Annotated in this window: 20 protein-coding genes and 1 pseudogene; 11 read left to right on the top strand and 10 right to left on the bottom strand. The window is 64.9% G+C overall.

Going from position 1 to position 19,726, the window contains the following annotated elements:
* The first annotated feature begins 1 nt into the window (after position 1).
* The 7 genes from N551_RS0118620 to N551_RS0118650 all read left to right on the top strand — a co-directional run bounded on the left by N551_RS0118620 (position 2) and on the right by N551_RS0118650 (position 6,864).
* The gene (locus N551_RS0118620) at positions 2-286 is read left to right on the top strand and encodes a hypothetical protein (RefSeq protein WP_027568193.1); all 285 of its coding nucleotides are present in this window, start codon (positions 2-4) and stop codon (positions 284-286) included.
* Positions 287-295: 9 nt separating this feature from the next.
* Positions 296-1,717 carry a TolC family protein gene (locus N551_RS0118625; protein ID WP_027568194.1) on the top strand — a complete coding sequence of 474 codons (1,422 nt, stop codon included), beginning with the start codon at positions 296-298 and terminating at the stop codon, positions 1,715-1,717.
* 13 nt (positions 1,718-1,730) lie between these two features.
* Positions 1,731-3,068 (top strand): copper oxidase, encoded by a 1,338-nt coding sequence (locus N551_RS0118630; protein ID WP_027568195.1) that lies wholly within the window; start codon positions 1,731-1,733, stop codon positions 3,066-3,068.
* A gap of 35 nt (positions 3,069-3,103) precedes the next feature.
* Positions 3,104-3,559 carry a cupredoxin domain-containing protein gene (locus N551_RS0118635; protein ID WP_027568196.1) on the top strand — a complete coding sequence of 152 codons (456 nt, stop codon included), beginning with the start codon at positions 3,104-3,106 and terminating at the stop codon, positions 3,557-3,559.
* Positions 3,560-3,575: 16 nt separating this feature from the next.
* Complete coding sequence (locus tag N551_RS0118640) at positions 3,576-3,878, top strand: copper-binding protein (RefSeq protein WP_027568197.1); 303 nt, start codon at positions 3,576-3,578, stop codon at positions 3,876-3,878.
* A gap of 348 nt (positions 3,879-4,226) precedes the next feature.
* The gene (flhA, locus tag N551_RS0118645; RefSeq protein ID WP_027568198.1) at positions 4,227-6,368 is read left to right on the top strand and encodes a flagellar biosynthesis protein FlhA; all 2,142 of its coding nucleotides are present in this window, start codon (positions 4,227-4,229) and stop codon (positions 6,366-6,368) included.
* 295 nt (positions 6,369-6,663) lie between these two features.
* The gene (locus N551_RS0118650) at positions 6,664-6,864 is read left to right on the top strand and encodes a hypothetical protein (protein ID WP_007600553.1); all 201 of its coding nucleotides are present in this window, start codon (positions 6,664-6,666) and stop codon (positions 6,862-6,864) included.
* A gap of 298 nt (positions 6,865-7,162) precedes the next feature.
* Here the strand turns inward: N551_RS0118650 and N551_RS35815 are convergent.
* The 6 genes and pseudogenes from N551_RS35815 to fliI all read right to left on the bottom strand — a co-directional run bounded on the left by N551_RS35815 (position 7,163) and on the right by fliI (position 13,450).
* Positions 7,163-8,382, bottom strand: a pseudogene (locus tag N551_RS35815) (NAD(P)/FAD-dependent oxidoreductase).
* Between the two features lie 141 nt (positions 8,383-8,523).
* Entirely contained in the window at positions 8,524-9,483 is a 960-nt protein-coding gene (locus tag N551_RS0118660) for an AraC family transcriptional regulator (RefSeq protein ID WP_027568199.1), read from the bottom strand.
* 237 nt (positions 9,484-9,720) lie between these two features.
* Positions 9,721-10,779 carry an anti-sigma factor domain-containing protein gene (locus N551_RS0118665; protein ID WP_027568200.1) on the bottom strand — a complete coding sequence of 353 codons (1,059 nt, stop codon included), beginning with the start codon at positions 10,777-10,779 and terminating at the stop codon, positions 9,721-9,723.
* A gap of 67 nt (positions 10,780-10,846) precedes the next feature.
* Complete coding sequence (locus tag N551_RS0118670; RefSeq protein ID WP_027568201.1) at positions 10,847-11,392, bottom strand: sigma-70 family RNA polymerase sigma factor; 546 nt, start codon at positions 11,390-11,392, stop codon at positions 10,847-10,849.
* Between the two features lie 179 nt (positions 11,393-11,571).
* The gene (gene fliJ, locus N551_RS0118675) at positions 11,572-11,991 is read right to left on the bottom strand and encodes a flagellar export protein FliJ (RefSeq protein WP_007600546.1); all 420 of its coding nucleotides are present in this window, start codon (positions 11,989-11,991) and stop codon (positions 11,572-11,574) included.
* A 133-nt stretch (positions 11,992-12,124) separates the two neighbouring features.
* Complete coding sequence (gene fliI, locus N551_RS0118680; protein WP_027568202.1) at positions 12,125-13,450, bottom strand: flagellar protein export ATPase FliI; 1,326 nt, start codon at positions 13,448-13,450, stop codon at positions 12,125-12,127.
* 415 nt (positions 13,451-13,865) lie between these two features.
* Here fliI and ctrA point away from each other — a divergent pair, with 415 nt between their 5' ends.
* From ctrA to N551_RS0118700, 4 genes are all read left to right on the top strand, one after another.
* On the top strand, positions 13,866-14,567 hold the full coding sequence (gene ctrA, locus N551_RS0118685; RefSeq protein ID WP_007600544.1) for a response regulator transcription factor CtrA: 702 nt from the start codon (positions 13,866-13,868) through the stop codon (positions 14,565-14,567).
* 169 nt (positions 14,568-14,736) lie between these two features.
* Positions 14,737-15,141, top strand: a complete 405-nt coding sequence (locus tag N551_RS0118690; protein ID WP_027568203.1) for a DUF350 domain-containing protein — start codon at positions 14,737-14,739, stop codon at positions 15,139-15,141.
* Between the two features lies 1 nt (position 15,142).
* Positions 15,143-15,565 carry a hypothetical protein gene (locus N551_RS39345; RefSeq protein ID WP_035961564.1) on the top strand — a complete coding sequence of 141 codons (423 nt, stop codon included), beginning with the start codon at positions 15,143-15,145 and terminating at the stop codon, positions 15,563-15,565.
* A 3-nt stretch (positions 15,566-15,568) separates the two neighbouring features.
* On the top strand, positions 15,569-16,729 hold the full coding sequence (locus N551_RS0118700; protein ID WP_027568205.1) for a glutathionylspermidine synthase family protein: 1,161 nt from the start codon (positions 15,569-15,571) through the stop codon (positions 16,727-16,729).
* A gap of 48 nt (positions 16,730-16,777) precedes the next feature.
* Here the strand turns inward: N551_RS0118700 and N551_RS0118705 are convergent, their stop codons facing one another.
* The 4 genes from N551_RS0118705 to N551_RS0118720 form a co-directional block, all read right to left on the bottom strand.
* The gene (locus N551_RS0118705) at positions 16,778-17,650 is read right to left on the bottom strand and encodes a protein-glutamate O-methyltransferase CheR (RefSeq protein WP_027568206.1); all 873 of its coding nucleotides are present in this window, start codon (positions 17,648-17,650) and stop codon (positions 16,778-16,780) included.
* Complete coding sequence (locus N551_RS0118710) at positions 17,647-18,849, bottom strand: chemotaxis response regulator protein-glutamate methylesterase (protein WP_027568207.1); 1,203 nt, start codon at positions 18,847-18,849, stop codon at positions 17,647-17,649. Before N551_RS0118710 ends, N551_RS0118705 begins: the two co-directional genes overlap by 4 nt.
* Positions 18,850-18,924: 75 nt before the next feature.
* Positions 18,925-19,290, bottom strand: coding sequence for a PleD family two-component system response regulator (locus N551_RS0118715; RefSeq protein WP_007600538.1), 366 nt, complete (start codon positions 19,288-19,290; stop codon positions 18,925-18,927).
* 73 nt (positions 19,291-19,363) lie between these two features.
* On the bottom strand, positions 19,364-19,726 hold a 363-nt coding region (locus tag N551_RS0118720), incomplete at its 5' end, for a chemotaxis protein CheW (protein ID WP_027568208.1).

Raw genomic sequence — 19,726 nt, forward strand, 5'->3', positions numbered from 1 at the left:
CATGCTTACGCTTTCCGGGGCGAAGTCCGCCGCTGCATTCGCGGCGCGGGGACGACACTTTCGATTCAATTGGCCGCTGCTGGCCGCGACGGCATTGGCGTTATCCGGCTGCATGCCGGCAACGACACGAGTCGCCGGCGCTGATCCTGCCGATCCCACGGCCAAGGTCGCGCGCGCCGGCTATCGTTCGACGATTGCGCCCTACACCAGCCTGCGGCCCGCGACGCCGGCACCCTGGCGCGAGCGCAACGAGAGCGTCGCGCCGCAACCCAAACAAGACCGGTAGGAGCGCGCCATGACACACCGTCTCGCGCCAAGCCTGCTCGTTCTTGCCTCGCTCGGCTTGTCGGGCTGTGCGGCCTTCTCGCCCGACAGCGGCATGAATGCCGTCTCGGAGCTGACGAGCCAGACCATCAAAAAGGATGTCGCCTTCGTGCGGACGGCCGAGGGAGCCGGCGCGGTCGACGCGCGCGCTCGCCAGTTGCTGTCGCGAACACTCAGCGTCGAGACCGCCGTGCAGATCGCACTGCTCAACAACAAGGGGCTTCAAGCCGCCTATAACGAGCTCGCGCTGGCGGAGACCGATCTCGTCGAGCAGAGCCTGCCGCCCAACCCCGTGTTCTCGGTCTCGCGGATCTCGGGCAATGGCGCCAGCGAAATCGAACGTCAAATTGTCGGCGACATCCTCGCGCTCGCCAGCCTGCCGTTCCGCTCGGAGATCGCCCGCGACCGTTTCCGCCAGGCGCAATTGCGAGCTAGCCTCGCGACGTTGCGGCTTGCCGCCGATGTCCGCCGCGTCTATTGGCGCGCCATTGGCGGCAACGAGGTGGTGGCGTTGCTGACGGATGCGAAGGCGACGGCGGAATCGACCGCACAGCTCGCGGTCAAGCTCGGCGAAACCGGCTCGATCAACAAGCTCGATCAGGCCCGTGAACAGGTGTTTTACGCCGAAACCACCGCCGACCTCGCCACCGCGCGACAGACGGCGACGAGCGCGCGCGAAAAGCTGGCGCGCCTGATGGGGCTGTGGGACGGCGGCCTCGACTTCCGGCTGCCCAATCAACTGCCGCCGCTGCCGCGCCGACCGCAGGCTTTGCCGTCGATTGAAGCCGACGCGGTCGCCCATCGCATCGACCTGCAGATCGCGCGGCTCGAGCTGACGGCGCTGGCGAAGTCGCTGAACCTCACCGAGGCGACGCGCTTCGTGACACTGCTCGATCTCGCCGGCATCTCCCGCCGCACCCGGGATCCGGAAGGCGCGCCGTTCCGCGAGCGCGGCTTCGACGTGCAGTTTCAGATCCCCATCTTCGACGGCGGCGAGGTGCGGGTGCGGCAGGCGGCGGAGACCTACAACTTCGCCTTCAACCGGCTGACCGAACGCGCCGTGAATGTACGCTCCGAGGCGCGCGATGCTTATCGGGTCTATCGCTCCGGCTACGACATCGCCAGCCACTATCAGCGCGAGATCATCCCCTTGCGAAAGATCATCACCGAGGAGATGCAGCTCCGCTTCTCCAGCATGCAGGTCGACATTTTCGCGCTGCTCACCGAGGCGCGACAGCGGCTCGCGTCGCTGCGCGGCGCAATCGATGCGAGGCAAAGATTTTTCCTTGCCCAATCCGACTTGCAGACCGCCGTGAACGGCGGCGGCGCGCCCGCTGACGGCGACAATTCAACCACTCTCGCCGCGGCAGCGCCTGCCGATGGCGGTCACTGACATGGAGGCCAACATGTTTTCCCGCCGAGGATTTTTGGGCAGCGCCGCGCTCGCCGGCGCATCCGTCGTCAGCGGCCGCACACAGGCCGCCTCCATTCCGGAAGCCCCGCACATGGACAAGGTGGTGATGCAGCCGCCGCTGCACCCGATCAGTGGGCCGGACTATCGCCCCGTCGTCACGCTGAACGGCTGGTCGCTGCCGTTCCGGATGAACGGCGACTGGAAGGAATTTCATCTCGTCGCCGAGCCCGTGGTGCGCGAATTCGCCGAGGGCATGAAGGTGAATCTGTGGGGCTATAACGGCCAGTCGCCGGGCCCGACGATCGAGGCCGTCGAGGGCGACAAGGTCCGCATCTTCGTGACCAACAGACTGCCCGAATACACCACCGTGCACTGGCACGGCATGATCATTCCCAGCGGCATGGACGGTGTCGGCGGATTGACGCAGCCGCACATCCAGCCCGGGAAAACCTTCGTCTACGAGTTCGAGATGAGGAAGAGCGGGACCTTCATGTACCACCCGCATTCCGACGAGATGGTGCAGATGGCGATGGGTATGATGGGCATGGTCGTCGTGCATCCGCGCGACCCGAACTTTCGCCCGGTCGACCGCGACTTCGTCTTCGTCATGAGCACCTATCGCGTCGATCCCGGCACTTATCTGCCGCGCGTCAACGAGATGACTGACTTCAACATGTGGACCTGGAATGCGCGGGTGTTTCCCGGCATCGATCCGCTGCCGGTCAGGCTCGGCGACAAGGTGCGCGTGCGCATCGGCAATCTCAGCATGACCAACCATCCGATCCATTTGCACGGCCACAGCTTTGCGGTGACCTGCACCGACGGCGGCTGGATTCCGGAGAGCGCGCAATATCCGGAGACGACGACGGACGTACCGGTCGGCGCTGTCAGAGTGTTCGACGTGCTCGCCGACAACCCCGGCGACTGGGCGTTTCACTGCCACAAGTCGCATCACACCATGAATGCGATGGGACACGACATGCGCAACATGATCGGGGTGTCGCGCAAGGATCTCGCCAACGCCGTCGGCAAGCTCGCGCCTGACGGCATGGCGATGGGCTCGACCGGCATGGCGATGGGCAACATGGAGATGCCCGCGCCCGACAACACGCTGCCGATGATGACCGGCACCGGTCAGTTCGGCCCGATCGAGATGGGCGGCATGTTCACCGTGATGAAAATCCGCGAGGGCCTCGCGCGCGACGATTATCGCGATCCGGGCCCCTACCAATTTCCGCAAGGCACCGTCGCCTACGAAGTCACGCCGCCGGCCCCGGAGCCCGTGCGGCAACAACCAGGCGGACGGCCGATGAAGAACATGAAGATGTGAGCGTTTCGATGAACCACCACCAACTGGAGACACCAATGAAGACGACGATCAAGCTCGGTCTCGCGCTGGCCGCGCTTTCCACCGCGCCGGCCTTTGCCCACGACCAGCACGGGCACGGCACCTTTTCGGCCGGCGAGCCCGGCGATCCCAAGAAGCCCGCGCGCACGATCGAGATCCTGCTGAACGAGATGGACTATGCCCCCGCCAGGATCGAGGTCAAACGCGGCGAGCAGATCCGCTTCGTGCTGCGCAACGTCGGCAAGGAGGACCATGAATTCCTGCTCGCCACCACCAAAGAGAATCTCGCGCATGCGGTGGAGATGAAGAAGCATCCGCACATGGAGCACGACGATCCCAACGGGGTCAGGCTCGCGCCGAGCAAGACAGCCGAGATCCTCTGGAAGTTCAGCAAGGCCGGCACGTTTGAATTTTCCTGCCTGATTCCCGACCACCGCGACTACGGCATGGTCGGCCATGTCACCGTGAAATAACGCAAGGGAGGTCCCCATGAATCGCATCATCCGCATCGCCGCCGCACTGTCGCTGGCCGTCGGCCTTGCCACAGGTACCCTGGCAGCCCAGGGCGCCGCCATCAGCGGCGAGGTCAAGAAGATCGACGAGGGCGCCGGCAAGATCACGCTCAAGCACGGGGCCGCGAAGAACCTCGGCATGGATGAACCCATGACCATGGTCTACCGCGTCAAGGACCCGGCCGTGCTCAAGCAGGTGAAGGTCGGCGACAAGGTGACCTTCGAAGCCGAGGAGGCGACTTCGGGCTATACGGTGACCCGGATGGAGAAGGCGAAGTAGGGCTACTTGCTCCGTCCGCCGATTTCGGCCCCAGACGCTTCCACAAGTCATGGCCGGGCTCGTCCCGGCCATCCACGCCTTCGGCGAGACAAGCCGGGCATGACGACTGCTTGCCTGCCAGATGGCCGAAATACCCCGGTCAGCCCCCATGCCGCAGCCTTTATTAACCGTTTGCTAACCATACACCCGGCAAGAATTGCCCAGTGGAGTCGAGTGTCGTCAGCCGCGTAGAACGGGGATTGCCCTGTGGACGCCAGTGCGGTGCCTCACTTTCGGAACGGCGGCCCTTCGGCCGCCGCGCAGACATTTGGGGCGCGCGGACGGCAGTCGCGCGGAGGGGCAGCTACCATGGTCGACGTCACCGCGGGACAGGGCGTAGGCGGCACAAACGCCGGTTTCCCCACCCTCGCCGAGATCGGCAACATCCTCAAGCGCGGCGATATCGCGCTGGCGCTCGGCGTCCTCACCATCCTGGTGGTGCTGATCCTTCCCCTGCCCGCGATCGTGCTGGACCTGTTCCTGGCGATTTCGATCACGCTCTCGATCCTGATCCTGATGACGTCGCTGTTCATCCAGGCGCCGCTGGAATTCTCCGCTTTCCCGACCGTCCTGCTGATCTCGACCATGCTGCGGCTGTCGCTGAACATGGCCTCGACCCGGCTGATCCTGTCGCACGGGCACGAGGGCACGGATGCCGCCGGTCACGTCATCGAGGCCTTCGGCAGCTTCGTGATGGGCGGCAATTTCGTCATCGGCATCATCGTCTTCGCCATCCTGATCATCGTCAACTTCGTCGTCATCACCAAGGGTTCGGGCCGCATCGCCGAAGTCGCGGCGCGCTTCCACCTCGACGCCATGCCCGGCAAGCAGATGGCGATCGACGCCGACCTCTCCGCCGGCCTGATCGACGAGGCCGTGGCCAAGCAGCGGCGCAAGGATTTGGAGGACGAGAGCGGCTTCTTCGGCGCCATGGACGGTGCCTCCAAATTCGTCCGCGGCGACGCCATCGCCGGCCTCCTGATCGTCTTCATCAACGTCGTCGGCGGCATGATCATCGGCGTGGCGCAGCAGGGCCTGTCCTTTGCCGACGCCGGCCGCAGCTACACGCTGCTGACCGTCGGTGACGGCCTCGTCACCCAGGTGCCGGCGCTGATCGTTTCGACCGCGGCCGGCCTGCTCGTCTCCAAGGCCGGCGTGTCCGGCGCCGCCGACAAGGCGCTGATGAAGCAGTTCTCCGGATATCCGCAGGCGCTGGCGATGTCCGCGGCGGTCATGCTGGTGCTGGCGGCCCTGCCGGGCATCCCGACCCTCCCCTTCCTGGCGCTCGGCTCCGGCGCCGGTGCGCTCGCCTGGCACGCCCGCAACCGCAACCGGGCAACTGCCAGGGCTGAGGAAGTTGCGAAGACCGCACCTGCGCCGGGAACGCCGGGTGCAGCCGGCTCCGCTGCGGCGGAGGAGCCGATCTCCGCGGCGTTGAAGATCGACGACCTCAAGATCGAGCTCGGCTATGCCTTGCTGCCGCTGGTCAACGGTCCCGACGGCACCGATCGCCTCACTGAGCAGATCAAGGCGCTGCGCCGCTCGCTCGCGATCGAGATGGGTTTCGTGATGCCCGCCGTGCGCATCCTCGACAACGTCCAGCTCGAAGCCAACACCTACATCATCAAGATCAAGGAGGTCGACGCCGGCACCGGCAAGATCTGGCCGAGCCAGTTCATGGTCATGGACCCCGGCGGCAGCCAGGTGCAGGTGCCCGGCATCCACACCACCGAGCCGACCTTCGGCCTGCCCGCGACCTGGGTCGATGCCAGCCTCAAGGAGGAGGCCTCGCTCAAGGGCTATACCGTCGTCGACGCCGCGACCGTGCTCTCGACCCACCTCACCGAGCTGCTCAAGGCCAACATGTCGGACCTGCTCTCCTATGGCGAGGTGCAGAAGCTGCTCAAGGAGCTGCCGAAGGAGCAGGGCGAGCTGGTCAAGGACATCGTGCCGGGACAGGTCACCGTCTCCGGCATCCAGCGTGTGCTGCAGCTGCTGCTCGCCGAGCGCATCTCGATCCGCGACCTCTCGACCATCCTCGAAGGCATCGCCGACTCGCTCGCCTTCTCGCGCAATCCGGCCACCATGGTCGAGCACGTCCGCGCCCGCCTGGCACGGCAGATCTGTGCGCAGAACACCTCTTACAGCGGGTATCTGCCGCTGATCGCGCTGTCGGCGCGGTGGGAACAAGCCTTCGCCGAATCCATTATCGGCCAGGGCGAGGAGCGAAGCCTCGCGATGCAGCCCTCGAAGCTGTCGGAGTTCATGACCGGCGTGCGCGAGGCCTTCGAGCGCGCCGCCCGCGAAGGCGAGGCCCCGGTGCTGGTCACCTCTGCGGCAATTCGTCCCTTCGTGCGTTCCCTGGTCGAGCGGTTCCGGGCCCAGACGACAGTGCTGTCGCAGGCTGAAATCCACCCCAGGGCGAGACTGAAAACGGTCGGAAGCATCTGATTTGCCTTAAGAAGCCGTGTGTTTTTTGGCCACATGCAAATGGTTTCTAAGCTTTTGGCGCTTTGCCGATCAACGGTCGGGAAGGCGCCTGACAGACACATTACAGCTTTGAAATAATTGCAAAATTGCACGATCTTAGAGTCGCTTTTGATCGCGGCTTCTCACGTCCTGTCACGCTCTTGTGATCGCCTCTTGGGAACGAATCCTCCCAATACTAGGTTGTTGGGCACCGGAAGCATGAACCTGCCCAAACACGCAGGCGACTACTTCGGGTAGATGGCGGCAGGAGCCTTCCATGAACCACTCGATTTACAGCGCAGATCGCTCGACCCACCTCAAGATCGTGGTTGTCGCGCTCGTTGCCGGCATCGCGGTGGCGGGTCTCGGGATCACCGCGCGTACGAGTTCAGATGAAGGCCTGACCCAGACCGCTCGCGTCATGAAGGCCGGCAAGCCGATCGCCATCACCAGTTCGAACGTGTCCCTCGTTCGCTAAGGAGATTGAGTTTCAGGAATTCACGCGGCTCTTTATCAGCCCCCCAAAGTCGCCACGTGGATATGTAGACGACCCCAACCCCAAGTCGACTACAGAAAGCGCCCGCCCCCCACGGGCGCTTTCTCATGTCCGGGGTATGCCGTCATCGTGAGCGCACGCGCGTCCAGCTCCGTCATTGCGAGGAGCTCTTGCGACGAAGCAATCCAGAACCCCTCCGCAGAGACATTCTGGATTGCTTCGCTACGCTCGCAATGACGAAGGAAAACGTACCGCAGTCACCCCCCAACGGGCACCGATACTACCGCGTCCCATAAGTCGGCGGCGGCGCCTGCACGGTTGGCGCAGCTGCCGCGAACAGGTCGTCCTTGCGCCCCGAGAGCGGCGGATAGATGCGCCTGCGGTTGATGGTCTGCTTGGTTGCCTTCGCGGCGGCGCCACTGGCGCGGACTTCGCGGTCCCACCCTTCCGTATAGAGCGCGCCCCAGCCGCCGAGATCGAGCACGGTCACGTACCAGTCGATCCGTAGCGGCAGCATCGGCAGGCCCGCGAGATCGGCGACCACATTGTGGCCGGCGAAGCGGCCCATGGGACGCGCGAACTGGCAGGACATCAGGGTCGGATGCAAGCCGTCGACCACGCTCGAGGCGACGTCGCCGGCCGCGAATACGCCGCCGACATCCGCGACCCGCATCATGGGATCGACCAGAAGCCGTCCAAGGCGATCGCGTGCGTCCGGGAAGCTCGCGGCCAAAGGGCTCGCGCGCATCCCCGCACACCAGATCACCGTCCGCGTCGGAATGAACTCGCCCGAGCTCAGGCGCAGGCCGCGGCCTCGACGGAGACGACGCGGACGCCAAGCCGTGTCTCGACGTCGAGCGAGGCCAGCGCCGTCTCGATGACGGGACGCGCATGCGCACCGATGGTAGCGCCAACAGCCGGATTGGGATCGACCAGGATGATGCGGCGGCTGCCGGTGATGCCGGCGCGCGCCAGCCTGGCGGGCATCTCGGCCGCGACCTCAATGCCGGTGAAGCCGGCGCCGACCACGACGATCGTCGAGCGCCCCGGCGCGGGCACGCTGCGTCCGAGCGAGGTGAGATGATCCTCGAGATGGAGCGCTGCTGCATAAGTGTCGACGTCGAAAGCATGCTCGGCAAGGCCGGGAATGTCCGGACGCATCACTTCGCTGCCGAGCGCCAGCACCAGCCGGTCATAAGCCAGCGTCTCGTCGCCGCCACCCGTGACCAGCGAAATCTCGCGCCGTGCCGGATCGATGGCTTCGACCTCGCCGATCCCGTGACTGACGCCGATCGGATCGAGCAGTTGCGGCAGCGGAAGCGCGACCTCGCTGAGATCGGCCTCGTAATTGCGGACGCGGATGTTGTGATACGGATTGCGATCGATGACACGAATCTCGATGTCACCGCCGGACGCGCCGATCTCTTCGCGCTTGCGTGCGGCACCGATGGCCGCCCACAGACCTGCAAACCCGGTGCCGAGCACGACGATACGCGCCATGTCCGTTGACTGCATTTCCCAAGAGAGCGACGAGGAAGCGACGAACGATCGAGCCGTCTGACCGCGCAGACAGACATAACTCATCCGGCCGGGCGGACCAACTGCGGTGGCACCGGCGCGCCGCACAAATTCTCGGCGCGCTCAGGCCTCGCGCAATTCCGACGGCGTCGCGGCAAAGCGCTTGCGGAAAGCGCGGTTGAAATAGGACAGATCGGAGAAACCCGACGAATGCGCGATGTCGCTGATCTTGCGGGTCCTGGCGCGGGGATCGCCGAGCAGCTTGCGCGCCTGCAGCAGGCGCTGTTCCAGCACGAACTCGGTGAAGGTCGTTCCGGCCTGCTCGAACAGGCGCTGGGCCTGGCGCGGGCTCAGGCCGGAGCGCGTGGCAATCTCGGACAGGCAGAGATCGTTGCGGCCAAGCGCAGCCATCACGTCGGCGCGCATGAGATCGAGACGGGCCGCCGCATGACCTCGTCCGCGCGCGAGACTTGCATGCTCGGCGTCGGTGCCGAGCAGGAGGCCGACGAGATCGACCATGTGCTGCGCGGTGAGGCGCTGGCCGACGGCGTCGAGATGCGGCGCATGATGGGCGGCAAGGGAGTGGTAGCGCAAGATCGTCTCGGCGACCGCGCCGTCCGAGAGGACTTGCGACAGCTTGTCCTCGGCACGCGGATTGATGTCGAGCAGCGCGCGGCGCGGCATGCGGATGGTGGTGAAGCGATCTTCCTCGGTGTGACCGACGGTGCCGGTGATGCCCATGTCGACGAGCACCATCTGCGCCGGCGCAAGCTCCACCGCATGGCCGTTCTGCCCGACGCGGACGAGACCCGCATGCGCCGCGATCAGGACGAGATCGTCGCTGCCGTCGGCAAGGTGGCTTTGGGTGCGTGAATATTGCGCGGAGGCGCCTTCGGGAATGGCAAGCGCGATATTGTCGACCACGCTGACCTGGAGCCGGCAATCGATGCTGTCGCCCCGGCTCGGCCCGATATCCAGGCCGCAGGCCCCGAAAGTCCGCTCGCGCCAATGTTCGAAGGCCTGGCCGTGTGGCAATCCCGCGTATTGGTGAATGAAGATGCCCGACGTTTTCGTTGCATCCATCTGATTTCTCGCCCCTCTCCGGCACCATGATTGGCGGCGCCGACTGCAAATTCCGGGCATTTGACGCCGCGAAACGCGGAGAGGTTCAAATCGGGGGCGGATTTGGCGGGATTTGTCGGAAGACGACGGTGGGACGGACCGTGGCGACAGGTTTACGCACTTGTAGGCCCCATGGAGCAAAGCGGAATACAGGGCAGTGGTCCCGGATTGCGCTGCGCTCCATCCGAGCTACGACGATTACTTCTTGGCGGGCGCCTGCGGCTGTGACGGCGGCACGGTCTCGATCAGCTTGCCGGAAAACACCGGCGCCGAGGTCGGCTGGCCGTTCGGCGAACCGCCCGCCTGCTCGACGGTGACGGCGTAGGTCGCACCGTTGACGACGTCGGCATCGTACGAACCAAGCACCGGCCGTGCGGTGAAATCGCCGGCGCCGATCACGCCGAGCGAGCGCGGACGCGGCAGCTTGTCGGAGATCAGCCAGAGCTCGAAGCTCTTGCCGGGCTCCGGTGTCGCGCCGACCTTGCGCACCGTAAAGTTCTTGGTCGCACCGTCGATGGTGAGGATGAAGGCGGGACCTCCGCCCTGGCCCTGCAACAGCGCGACATATTGCGACGATACCGGGAGCGGCGCCGGTGTCTTCACCTCGACCGTCTGGATGCGCGCTGGCGGTCGCAAGCCGCCCGGCAGCGCGTCGGGCAGGAAGATCTGAAGCGACAGCGTCACGAGCAGCGCGGCCGCGAGCGCGCCGACGGCGGATGCGATGGTGCGCCAGCGCTTCACGCGGCCCTCGAGCCGGATCACGTTGCTGTTGTCGGCAACCGGCGGCGGTGGCGCACGCACGACATCCGGGTTCGGCGCGTGGACCTGCGGCATGAAGATCGGCACGACGTCGGGTATCGCATCGGACTCAAGTCGCGCCGCGGCGGGCTGCTCCACTTCGGGAGGCTGCGGCGGCGGTTGCTGCATAGTCTCCGACGGCACCTGCGGAGGCATGGTGTCGGGCGAGGAAAACTCCGGCACGAGTGGCGGCGGTGCTGCGTCCGGCAGCGCTGGCGGATCCTGCGCAAAGCCGGTCCGCGCGAGCTCGGAACTGATGTTCTCCCACACGATCGGACGCGGCTCGATCGAGCCGACCATCTGGTTGAGGACGCCGAGGCGGAATGCCCACGCCTGCACCAGATCGGCGAACCCCTTGTCCACCGCCATCATGGTCTCGACCTGCGCGCGCTCGCCGGCGTCGAGCGTGCCGAGCGCATATTCCGCGGCGAGCGCGATATGGTCCTCCGTATAGGCCATCACTTGCGGTCCAGACCCACCCTCACCGTACGAGCTCTCATAGCCCAAGCCTTCATAGTCCAAGCCCTCATAGCCCGAGACATTCGCGAATATCCAACATGCTGCGCCGAAGCCACGTCTTCACCGTGTTGACCGGCGCCGCGAATTTCTCCGCCAGTTGCTCGCGGCTCCAGCCGTTGTAATAGGCGAGAAGCACGAGCCTCTGACGGTCCGGCTCGAGCCGGCCGATACATTCGAGCAGCCGTCTCAATTCCTCAGTCATCTCCCGCCGCGCCAGCGGATCGGGGCTGTCGCTTGCGACTTCCATCGCCTGCGGCTCTTCCTCGATGGAGACTTCCGTCTTCTTGCGCACGATGTCGATGGCGCGGTTGCGCGCGATCGACGCCATCCAAGTGATCGGCGACGCGAGAGCGGGATTGAACTGGCCGGCGCTGTTCCAGATCTTGACGTAGGTCTCCTGAATGACCTCCTCTGCGAGATCCTGTCGGCGCAAGATACGGAGCACGACGCCATAGAGTTTCGCGCGCGTGGCGACGTAGAGGCGCTCGAACGCGGCCTGATCGCCCTGCGCCACCGCCCCAATCAGCCCGACCAGCTCTGCTGGCGTCAGCATTCAGCCCCCCAATGCGCAGCCCGTCGCGTTCCGCGCAGGCCCTGGCACTCCGCCACCATAGCGCGCGACAAAGCCGACCACCAAGGGGGCGCGGCGGCACACTGTGGACAGCACATGCAAAAACCCGGACCCATGGGGTCCGGGTTCTGCAAATTCTCGCAGGTCTGGCGGCTAGCGTCTCAAGCGACGGCGCCCATGCGGGCACGCATCAGGCCGATGCTGTCGAGATCGGCCTGCTCGCGGGCGTTTTCCTCGGCGCGTTCGCGGGCTTGATCGCGCTCGTCGAGGAGCTCGACCTTCTTCAGCTCCTCGAAGGCTTCGGCCAATGCAGCCTTGGCTTCGTCGAGCTGGCCCTTCAGCTCGTCGGCCGAGCGGGTCAGGTTCTCGCGACGCTGGATGGCAGCCTTGGCATAGGTCGGATAGGCGAAGTGCGAGGGATCGTTGATCCCGGCGCGCTCCTGCTCGGTCGAGATCTCGCGTTCAAGATCGGTCGACATCCGCTGGAAGTCGGCGATCATGGTCTCGATCTGGCTGACCCGGCGGCGCTTCTCGTCGACCTGAAACTTCTTCAGGCGGATGAGGGTATCACGTGACTTCATCGACTCGTACTCCCCAGAAGTCCCTTGGCTGCAAGAAACACACACATTGGGACAACACCGGTCTCCCCACAGGCCCGACGGGGGCCAAGACCGGCTCTGCTACTCTGTGGGATGGGATGATGACGGGACAAAGTTAGCGTTCCGTTTCCAAATTGCCGAGGATTTGCGCCAACTGGCGGTAGCCGTCCGCCAGCGATGCATTTTCGTCCTTGCGCTGGCGCAGGAAGGCTTCCAGCGGCTCGTGCAGGCGGATCGCCTCGTCGACCTCGAGGCTGGAGCCGGCGCGGTAGGCGCCCAGACGGATCAATTCCTCCATGTCGGCATAGGTCGCCATCACCGCCCGCGCCTTCTGGATGGTCGGCCAGAACTGCGGGTCGGCCGATTTCGGCATGGTGCGGGAGACGGATTTGAGGATGTTGATGGCGGGGTAGCGGCCGCGCTCGGCGATCGAGCGCTGCATCACGATGTGGCCGTCGAGGATGCCGCGGACGGCATCCGCGATCGGCTCGTTATGGTCGTCGCCATCGACCAGCACCGTGAAGATCGCGGTGATGGCGCCCTCGCCCAAGCCCGGGCCGGCGCGCTCCAGAAGCTTCGGCAGCTCGGTGAACACGGTCGGCGTGTAACCCTTGGCGGTCGGCGGCTCGCCTGCGGACAGGCCGATCTCGCGCTGGGCCATGGCAAAGCGCGTCACCGAATCCATCAGGCAGAGGACGTCCTGCTCTTCGTCGCGAAAATATTCGGCGACCGCGAGCGTCAGATACGCGGCCTGGCGGCGCATCAGCGCCGGCTCGTCGGAGGTCGCGACCACGACCACGGAACGCGCGAGGCCCTCCTCGCCGAGGTCGTCCTGCAAGAATTCCTGCACCTCGCGGCCGCGTTCGCCGATCAGCCCGATGACGCTGACGGCGGCATCGACGTTGCGCGCAAGCATCGACAGCAGCACCGACTTGCCGACGCCGGAGCCTGCGAAGATGCCCATGCGCTGGCCGCGGCAGCAGGTCAGGAAGGTGTTCATCGCGCGCACGCCGAGATCGAGCGGCGCGCCGACGCGCTTGCGCGAGTGCGCCGGCGGCGGCGAATTGCGGTACGGCATCGGCGCCGGGCCCTGCGGCAGCGGCCCCTTGCCGTCGATCGGCTCACCCAGCGCATTGACGACGCGGCCAAGCCAGGCCGCGCAAGGCCGCACCTGATTTGCGGCATTGGCGATGACGGCCTTGCAGCCGCGCCGCACGCCGTCGAGGCCGGCGAACGGCATCACGACGGCGTTGTTGCCGGAGAAGCCGATCACCTCGCAAGGAATGGAACGGTTGCCGCCGGTCTCGATCACGAGCCGCGCGCCGACCGACATCGCATGGATCGGGCCGGCCACCTCGACCATCAGGCCGCGCACGCCAACCACACGGCCATAAATATTGATGCCGTCAATATCGCCGATCTGTTCGGCAAGAGCCTTCATTAGAGGGCCTTCATGAGATGATCGCCTTCATAATCCGGGGCTTCGTGGCGAAAACCTTAAGTTTCGCCATATTTCTGAACGGCGCTTAACTTCGTGTTTACCCGCATCGTTAATCATTGCGTCACTGTCTTTGTGACTGAGCGTGGCTCCCCTTCAGAAGAAGGCTGAGTCGCGGGAGTCGGTTAGGCCCGTCTCTTAAAGTGGAACTTGAACGCAACCGGATAACGAAAGCTGCTTCGCACACAAGACCTTAGGGCGATTCGACGAAAATTGCATCTACAGGGCTTGCGTTCCAGAATCAGAATTTGTTAACCATCTGTTGTCAGGATCCGAATCAGTTGTTCAAAGGCGTTTTGTTGTGTGCCGCGAATGCGGCCGACCTGACGCCCAGGAGCGGCGACTATGGGGAACTGGCATGCGCGTTTTGCTGATTGAAGATGACAGCGCCGTCGCGCAGTCGATCGAGCTGATGTTGAAGTCTGAGAGCTTCAACGTCTACACGACCGATTTGGGGGAAGAAGGCGTCGATCTCGGTAAATTATACGATTACGACATTATCCTTCTCGACCTCAACCTGCCCGACATGTCCGGCTACGACGTGCTCAAGCAGCTCCGGGTCTCCAAGATCAAGACACCCATTCTGATCCTCTCCGGCCTCGCCGGCATCGAGGACAAGGTCAAGGGTCTCGGCGTCGGCGCCGACGACTACATGACCAAGCCCTTCCACAAGGACGAGCTGGTTGCCCGCATCCACGCGATCGTGCGCCGCTCCAAGGGTCATGCCCAGTCGGTCATCCAGACCGGTGACCTCGTCGTCAACCTCGACACCAAGACGGTGGAAGTCGGCGGCCAGCGCGTGCATCTGACCGGCAAGGAATACCAGATGCTGGAGCTGCTCTCGCTCCGCAAGGGCACGACCCTCACCAAGGAAATGTTCCTTAACCACCTCTATGGCGGCATGGATGAGCCCGAGCTGAAGATCATCGACGTCTTCATCTGCAAGCTCCGCAAGAAGCTCGCGAATGCCTCGGAAGGCCGCAACTTCATCGAGACCGTTTGGGGCCGCGGCTATGTGCTGCGCGAGCCGCACGAGGTCGAAGAGCGCATTCCCGCCTGATCCTGGGTTTACCCGCGAGCCCTTCGGGGCTTGCTCCTCCCAGCCTGGACCCCGCCGCGAATGGCGGGGTTTTGTTTTTTGGGGACACGAACGCGGCCTCATCGTCCTGCCGCCGTTGAACCGCTATCCTTCCCCCGCCGACGAATGGTCGCTGCACGATGGGGGAACGATGATCCTGCAATCACTCGCCGGCCTGCCCGCCTTCCTGGTCTATTTCTGCACCGGGCTGATCGCGATCGTGACGTATCTGTTCGTCTACACCCGCATCACGCCCTACAACGAATTCCAGCTGATCCGGGACAACGAGCCGGCCGCGGCGATCGCACTCGGCCTCAGCCTGCTCGGCTTCGTGGCGCCGCTGGTCAGCGCCATCGCGCATTCGGCCAATGTGCTGGATTGCCTGATCTGGGCGGTCATCGCGCTGATCGTGCAGATCATCGTGCTGTTTCTGGTGAGGGTGCCGGTGCCGAATCTGCCGGCGCGGATCGCGGCCGGCGAGCTTGCACCCGCGATCTGGCTCGGCCTGTCCTCGCTCGCCGCGGGCCTGCTCAACGCCGCCTGCATGATCTACTGACATGGCCGACAAGCCCTCCAAAAAGGAGTTCGGCAAGCGCCGGCCGGCGGCCGGACCGCCGCCTGCACAACAGCCGGTGAAGCGCTCCCGCCATGTCGCGCTGCTGGTGATGGGCACGATTGCGGTCGGCACCACCGCCTACACGCTGATGCCGCGGCACAATTGCGAGCCCTCCGCTACCGGTGCGATAGTCCCCGGCGCCACGGTCCCCGGAGCCGCGCCGGTGCAGGCGAGCACCGCCTGCAGCAGCAGAAGCAGCTCGTCGGGCGGCGGCGGCAGCTCGCGCTGGTCGTCGCGATCAAGTTTCTTCAGCAGCGACTCCTCGAACCATTCCTCGTCCGGAACGTCATCCGATTCAGGCTCCGGCGGCGTGAGCCGCGGCGGCTTCGGCTCGTTTGGCCATGGCTTCTCTGGCGGCAGCTGACCCATGCAACGCATCGTCTGCCCCGAGCGCGACGACTGGCGACAGACCGCCGAACAATGCGGCTTCGCCTTCCACACCATCGACGGCGAGCGCTATTGGGACGAGCGCGCCTACTACGCCTTCACGCTCGACGAGATCGAGCGCGGCATCGAGACGCCGACCGGCGAGATCGACGCGATGTGCCTGGAGCTCGCCGGCCGGGTCATCGGCGACGAGCGCCATCTGCAGCGCTTGAAGATACCGGACGCGTTCTGGAGCCTGATTGCCGAGAGCTGGGCACGAGACGACCGCAGCCTCTATGGCCGGCTCGATCTGAAATTCGACGGCAAGGGACCGGCAAAGCTGCTCGAATACAACGCGGACACGCCGACCTCGATTTTTGAAGCCGCTGTGTTTCAATGGACCTGGCTCGAACAAGCGATCGAACGGCGCATCATTCCGTCGCGCGCCGACCAGTTCAACTCCATCCACGAACGACTGATCGAAGCCTGGAAGCAGATTGCAGCTAGCCGCCATGTCCATCTCACCGGCACCACGGGCAATGAGGAGGAAGCCGGCACGCTCGCTTATCTCGAAAACACAGCGCGCCAGGCCGGACTGGCAACCACGCTGCTCGACATCGAGGCGATCGGCTGGCGCAATGACGCCGGCGGCTTCGTCGACCTCGACGACCGCGACATCGCGCTCGCCTTCAAGCTCTATCCCTGGGAATGGATGTTTCACGACAGCTTCGGCGCAAAGCTCAAGGACGCACCGACACGCTGGATCGAACCGCCGTGGAAGGCGGTGCTCTCCAACAAGGGCATCCTGCCGCTGCTTTGGGAGATGTTTCCGAACCATCCCAATCTGCTGCCGGCGTTCTTCGAGGACGATCCGCGGGCAGCCGAGCTCGGCAGCTCCTATGTGCGCAAGCCACTGCTGTCGCGCGAAGGCGCCAACGTCACGCTGGTATCAGGTGGAATGCCGCTCGACGAGCAGGCAGGCCCCTACGGCGCCGAAGGATTCGTGCGGCAGGCGCTCGCGCCGCTGCCGAACTTCTCAGACTTCTATCCGGTGGTGGGAAGCTGGCTGGTCGATCACGAACCCTGCGGCCTATCGATCCGCGAGGACGAGAGCCCGATCACCGGCAACGGCTCGCGGTTTCTGCCCCATGCGATTTTGTGAAGTGCCTCTTCTTCCCTTCTCCCGTTGTGAAAAAGGGAAGAACGCATCTCACCGCGCCGCTGCAACCTTCAACGACGGCGGCATCAATCCGCCCATCGGGCGGCCGGAGCGCGTCGGGTTGAGCTGATAGAGACCACGACGCTCGGCGATCGGGCGGAACGCGTCGGTGATGCCGACGACGGATTCGGCGGCGCCCAACAGCAGCGTACCGTCGGCTTCCAAAACCTTCGCCATGCGCTCGAAGATCACGGCCTTGGTGTCCTGGTCGAAATAGATCAGCACATTGCGGCAGAAGATCACGTCGAACGTGCCGAGATGGGAGAAGTCCTGCAACAGATTGAGCTGGCGGAACTGCACCATCGCGCGGATGTCGGCATTGAGCTGCCAGACCTCCCCCGCTTGCGTGAAGTATTTCATCAGATGCTGGATCGGCAGGCCGCGCTGCACCTCGAACTGGCTGTAGACGCCGGCCTTGGATTTCTCCAGCACCTCCTGCGACAGATCGGTGGCGACGATCTCGATGCGCCAGCCGGCGAAGGCTGCGCCCATCTCCTTCACGCACATCGCGATCGAATAGGGCTCTTGTCCCGTCGACGAGGCCGCCGACCAGATGCGCAGCGACTTGCGCGCCGCGCGCGCCCGAAGCAGCCCCGGCAGGATCGTTTCGCGCAAATGATCGAACGGGATCTTGTCGCGGTAGAAGAAGGTCTCGTTGGTGGTCATCGCCTCGACCACGTCGCTCGCAAGCCGCCCGTCGCCATTCCTGATCTTCAGCACGAGATCGGGAATTCCGCTAAGGCTCGCCTTGCGGGCCAGCGGCAGGAGCCGGCTCTCGACCAGATACTGCTTGTCCGGGGAGAGATCGAGGCCGGAGCGCTCTTTCAGGAATTTGCGCAGATAGTCGTAGTCAACCGGCGTCACGAGCGGTCTCCCGCGAACAGCCGATTGACCCGGCTGCCGATCTGGTTGAGCGGCAGGATCGCCGCGCAGATGCCGGCATTGGCCGCTGCGCCCGGCATGCCCCAGACCACGCTGGAGGCTTCGTCCTGCGCGATCACGCTGCCGCCGGCGGCGACGATGTCCTTGCCGCCGCGCATGCCGTCCGAGCCCATGCCCGTCAGGATCACGGAGAGGATGGCGCCATGCCAGATGTCGATGGCGGAAGTGAACAGCGGATCGACCGCCGGCTTGCAGAAATTGACGGCGGGACCGTCGTCGAGCGCGATCGCCACGTCGCCGCCGCTACGCACGACGCGCATGTGCTTGCCGCCCGGCGCAAGATAGATGCGGCCCTGCTTCACCGGCTCGCCGTCGACGGCTTCGGCTGCCGGCTTGCGGCTCGTGCGTGCCAGATGCTCCGCGAGAATGGTGGTGAAGGTGGGCGGCATGTGCTGGGTGATCAGCACCGGGACGCGGTCGATCACGGGACCGAGCTCGGCGACGAGCGCCATCAGCGCCTGAGGACCGCCGGTCGATGAGCCGATCAGCAGCACCTTCGGTGCCTGGGTCGAGAACGGACGCGTGGACAGCGGCGAGGACGACGACGGCGCATGCAGGGCCGGAGCCGCCGCGGACGCGGCAGGCCGCGCGACAAGCGGTCCACGTGCAGCCGGAGCCGGGCCCGCGGGCGCGAGCGGCGGGCTCGCAACCGCGGGCTTGCGGCGCAGCCGTGCACCGAGGTGGCGGATTTTCTGGATCAGGTCGTGATGGAAGATGTCCGCAGCCGACGCCTCGCGCGTCGATTCCGGCTTCGGGATATAGTCGGCCGCGCCGAGCGACAGCGCCTTGAAACTGATCTCCGCGTTGCGGCGGGTCAGCGTCGAAGCCATGATGATGACGAGATCGCGCTTCTTCGCCAGCAGTTGCGGCAGCGCGGAGATACCGTCGAGCTCGGGCATTTCGATATCGAGCACGGCAACGTCGGGGTTGATGCGTTCGATCTGGTTGACCGCCTCGAGCCCGGTACGCAGCGACGCCGCGACCTCCATGTCATGCTCGGCACCGATCCAGCGCGAGATCAGACCACGGATGACGACGGAGTCATCGACGACCATCACCCGCAACGGTCCGGCTTCCCGCGACGAGCCCGGGGTCGAATTACCTGCGAACGCAACACTCATTACTCACCAACTCAGACTGAAACGGTCAGTTGAAAACAAACGCCGAAGGAGCCGTTCAGCCTCCGGGGCGGTCGCTCAGATAAGGCCGACTTCCTGGAATTTCGCCGTCACGATGTCCTTGTCGAAAGGCTTCATGATGTACTCGTTGGCGCCCGCGTGCAGCGCGCGCGCGATATGCGCGACGTCGTTCTCGGTGGTGCAGAACACGACCTTGGGCTGGTCGCCACCAGGCATGCGCCGGAGATGGCCGAGGAACTCGTAGCCGTCCATCACCGGCATGTTCCAGTCGAGCAGGACCGCATCGGGCAAGCCGCGCTTGCAGGCCTCCAGCGCCTTCTCACCGTCCTCGGCTTCGAGGATCTGGAAGTCGAGGCCTTCCAGGATCCGGCGCGCAACCTTGCGGATGACGCTGGAATCATCAACGACGAGACAAGTTCGCATGTGAACCTCTGCTTCTCCCCCTTTTTGCGGGGGCACTTCCAATTGCAGGTACGTCGGCGGATGTGCCGGCGTATCAGGCCGCCATCATCTCGGGCGCGAGCTCGAGGACGCGATCGACGTCGAGGACGACCATGAGCTGGCCGTCGAGACGGTGGACACCGCCGGCGAGCTTGGCCATGCGGGGGTCGAGATTGACGGGGTTTTCTTCCATGCCGTCCTCGGCGAGCCGCAGCACTTCGCCGATCTGGTCGATCAGGAGGCCATAGGATTCACCGCGCAGGTCGACACCGACCGCCATCGGGACCTTGCCGTCCTCGGGCTTGGGCAGGCCGAGCCGGGCGCGCATGTCGACCACGGTGACGATGCGGCCGCGCAGGTTCAGCACGCCCGCGATCTCGCGCGAGGACAGCGGCACGCGGGTGACGCGCTCGGGCAT

It is taken from the genome of Bradyrhizobium sp. URHA0013, from assembly GCF_000518345.1.
GTDB lineage: Bacteria > Pseudomonadota > Alphaproteobacteria > Rhizobiales > Xanthobacteraceae > Bradyrhizobium.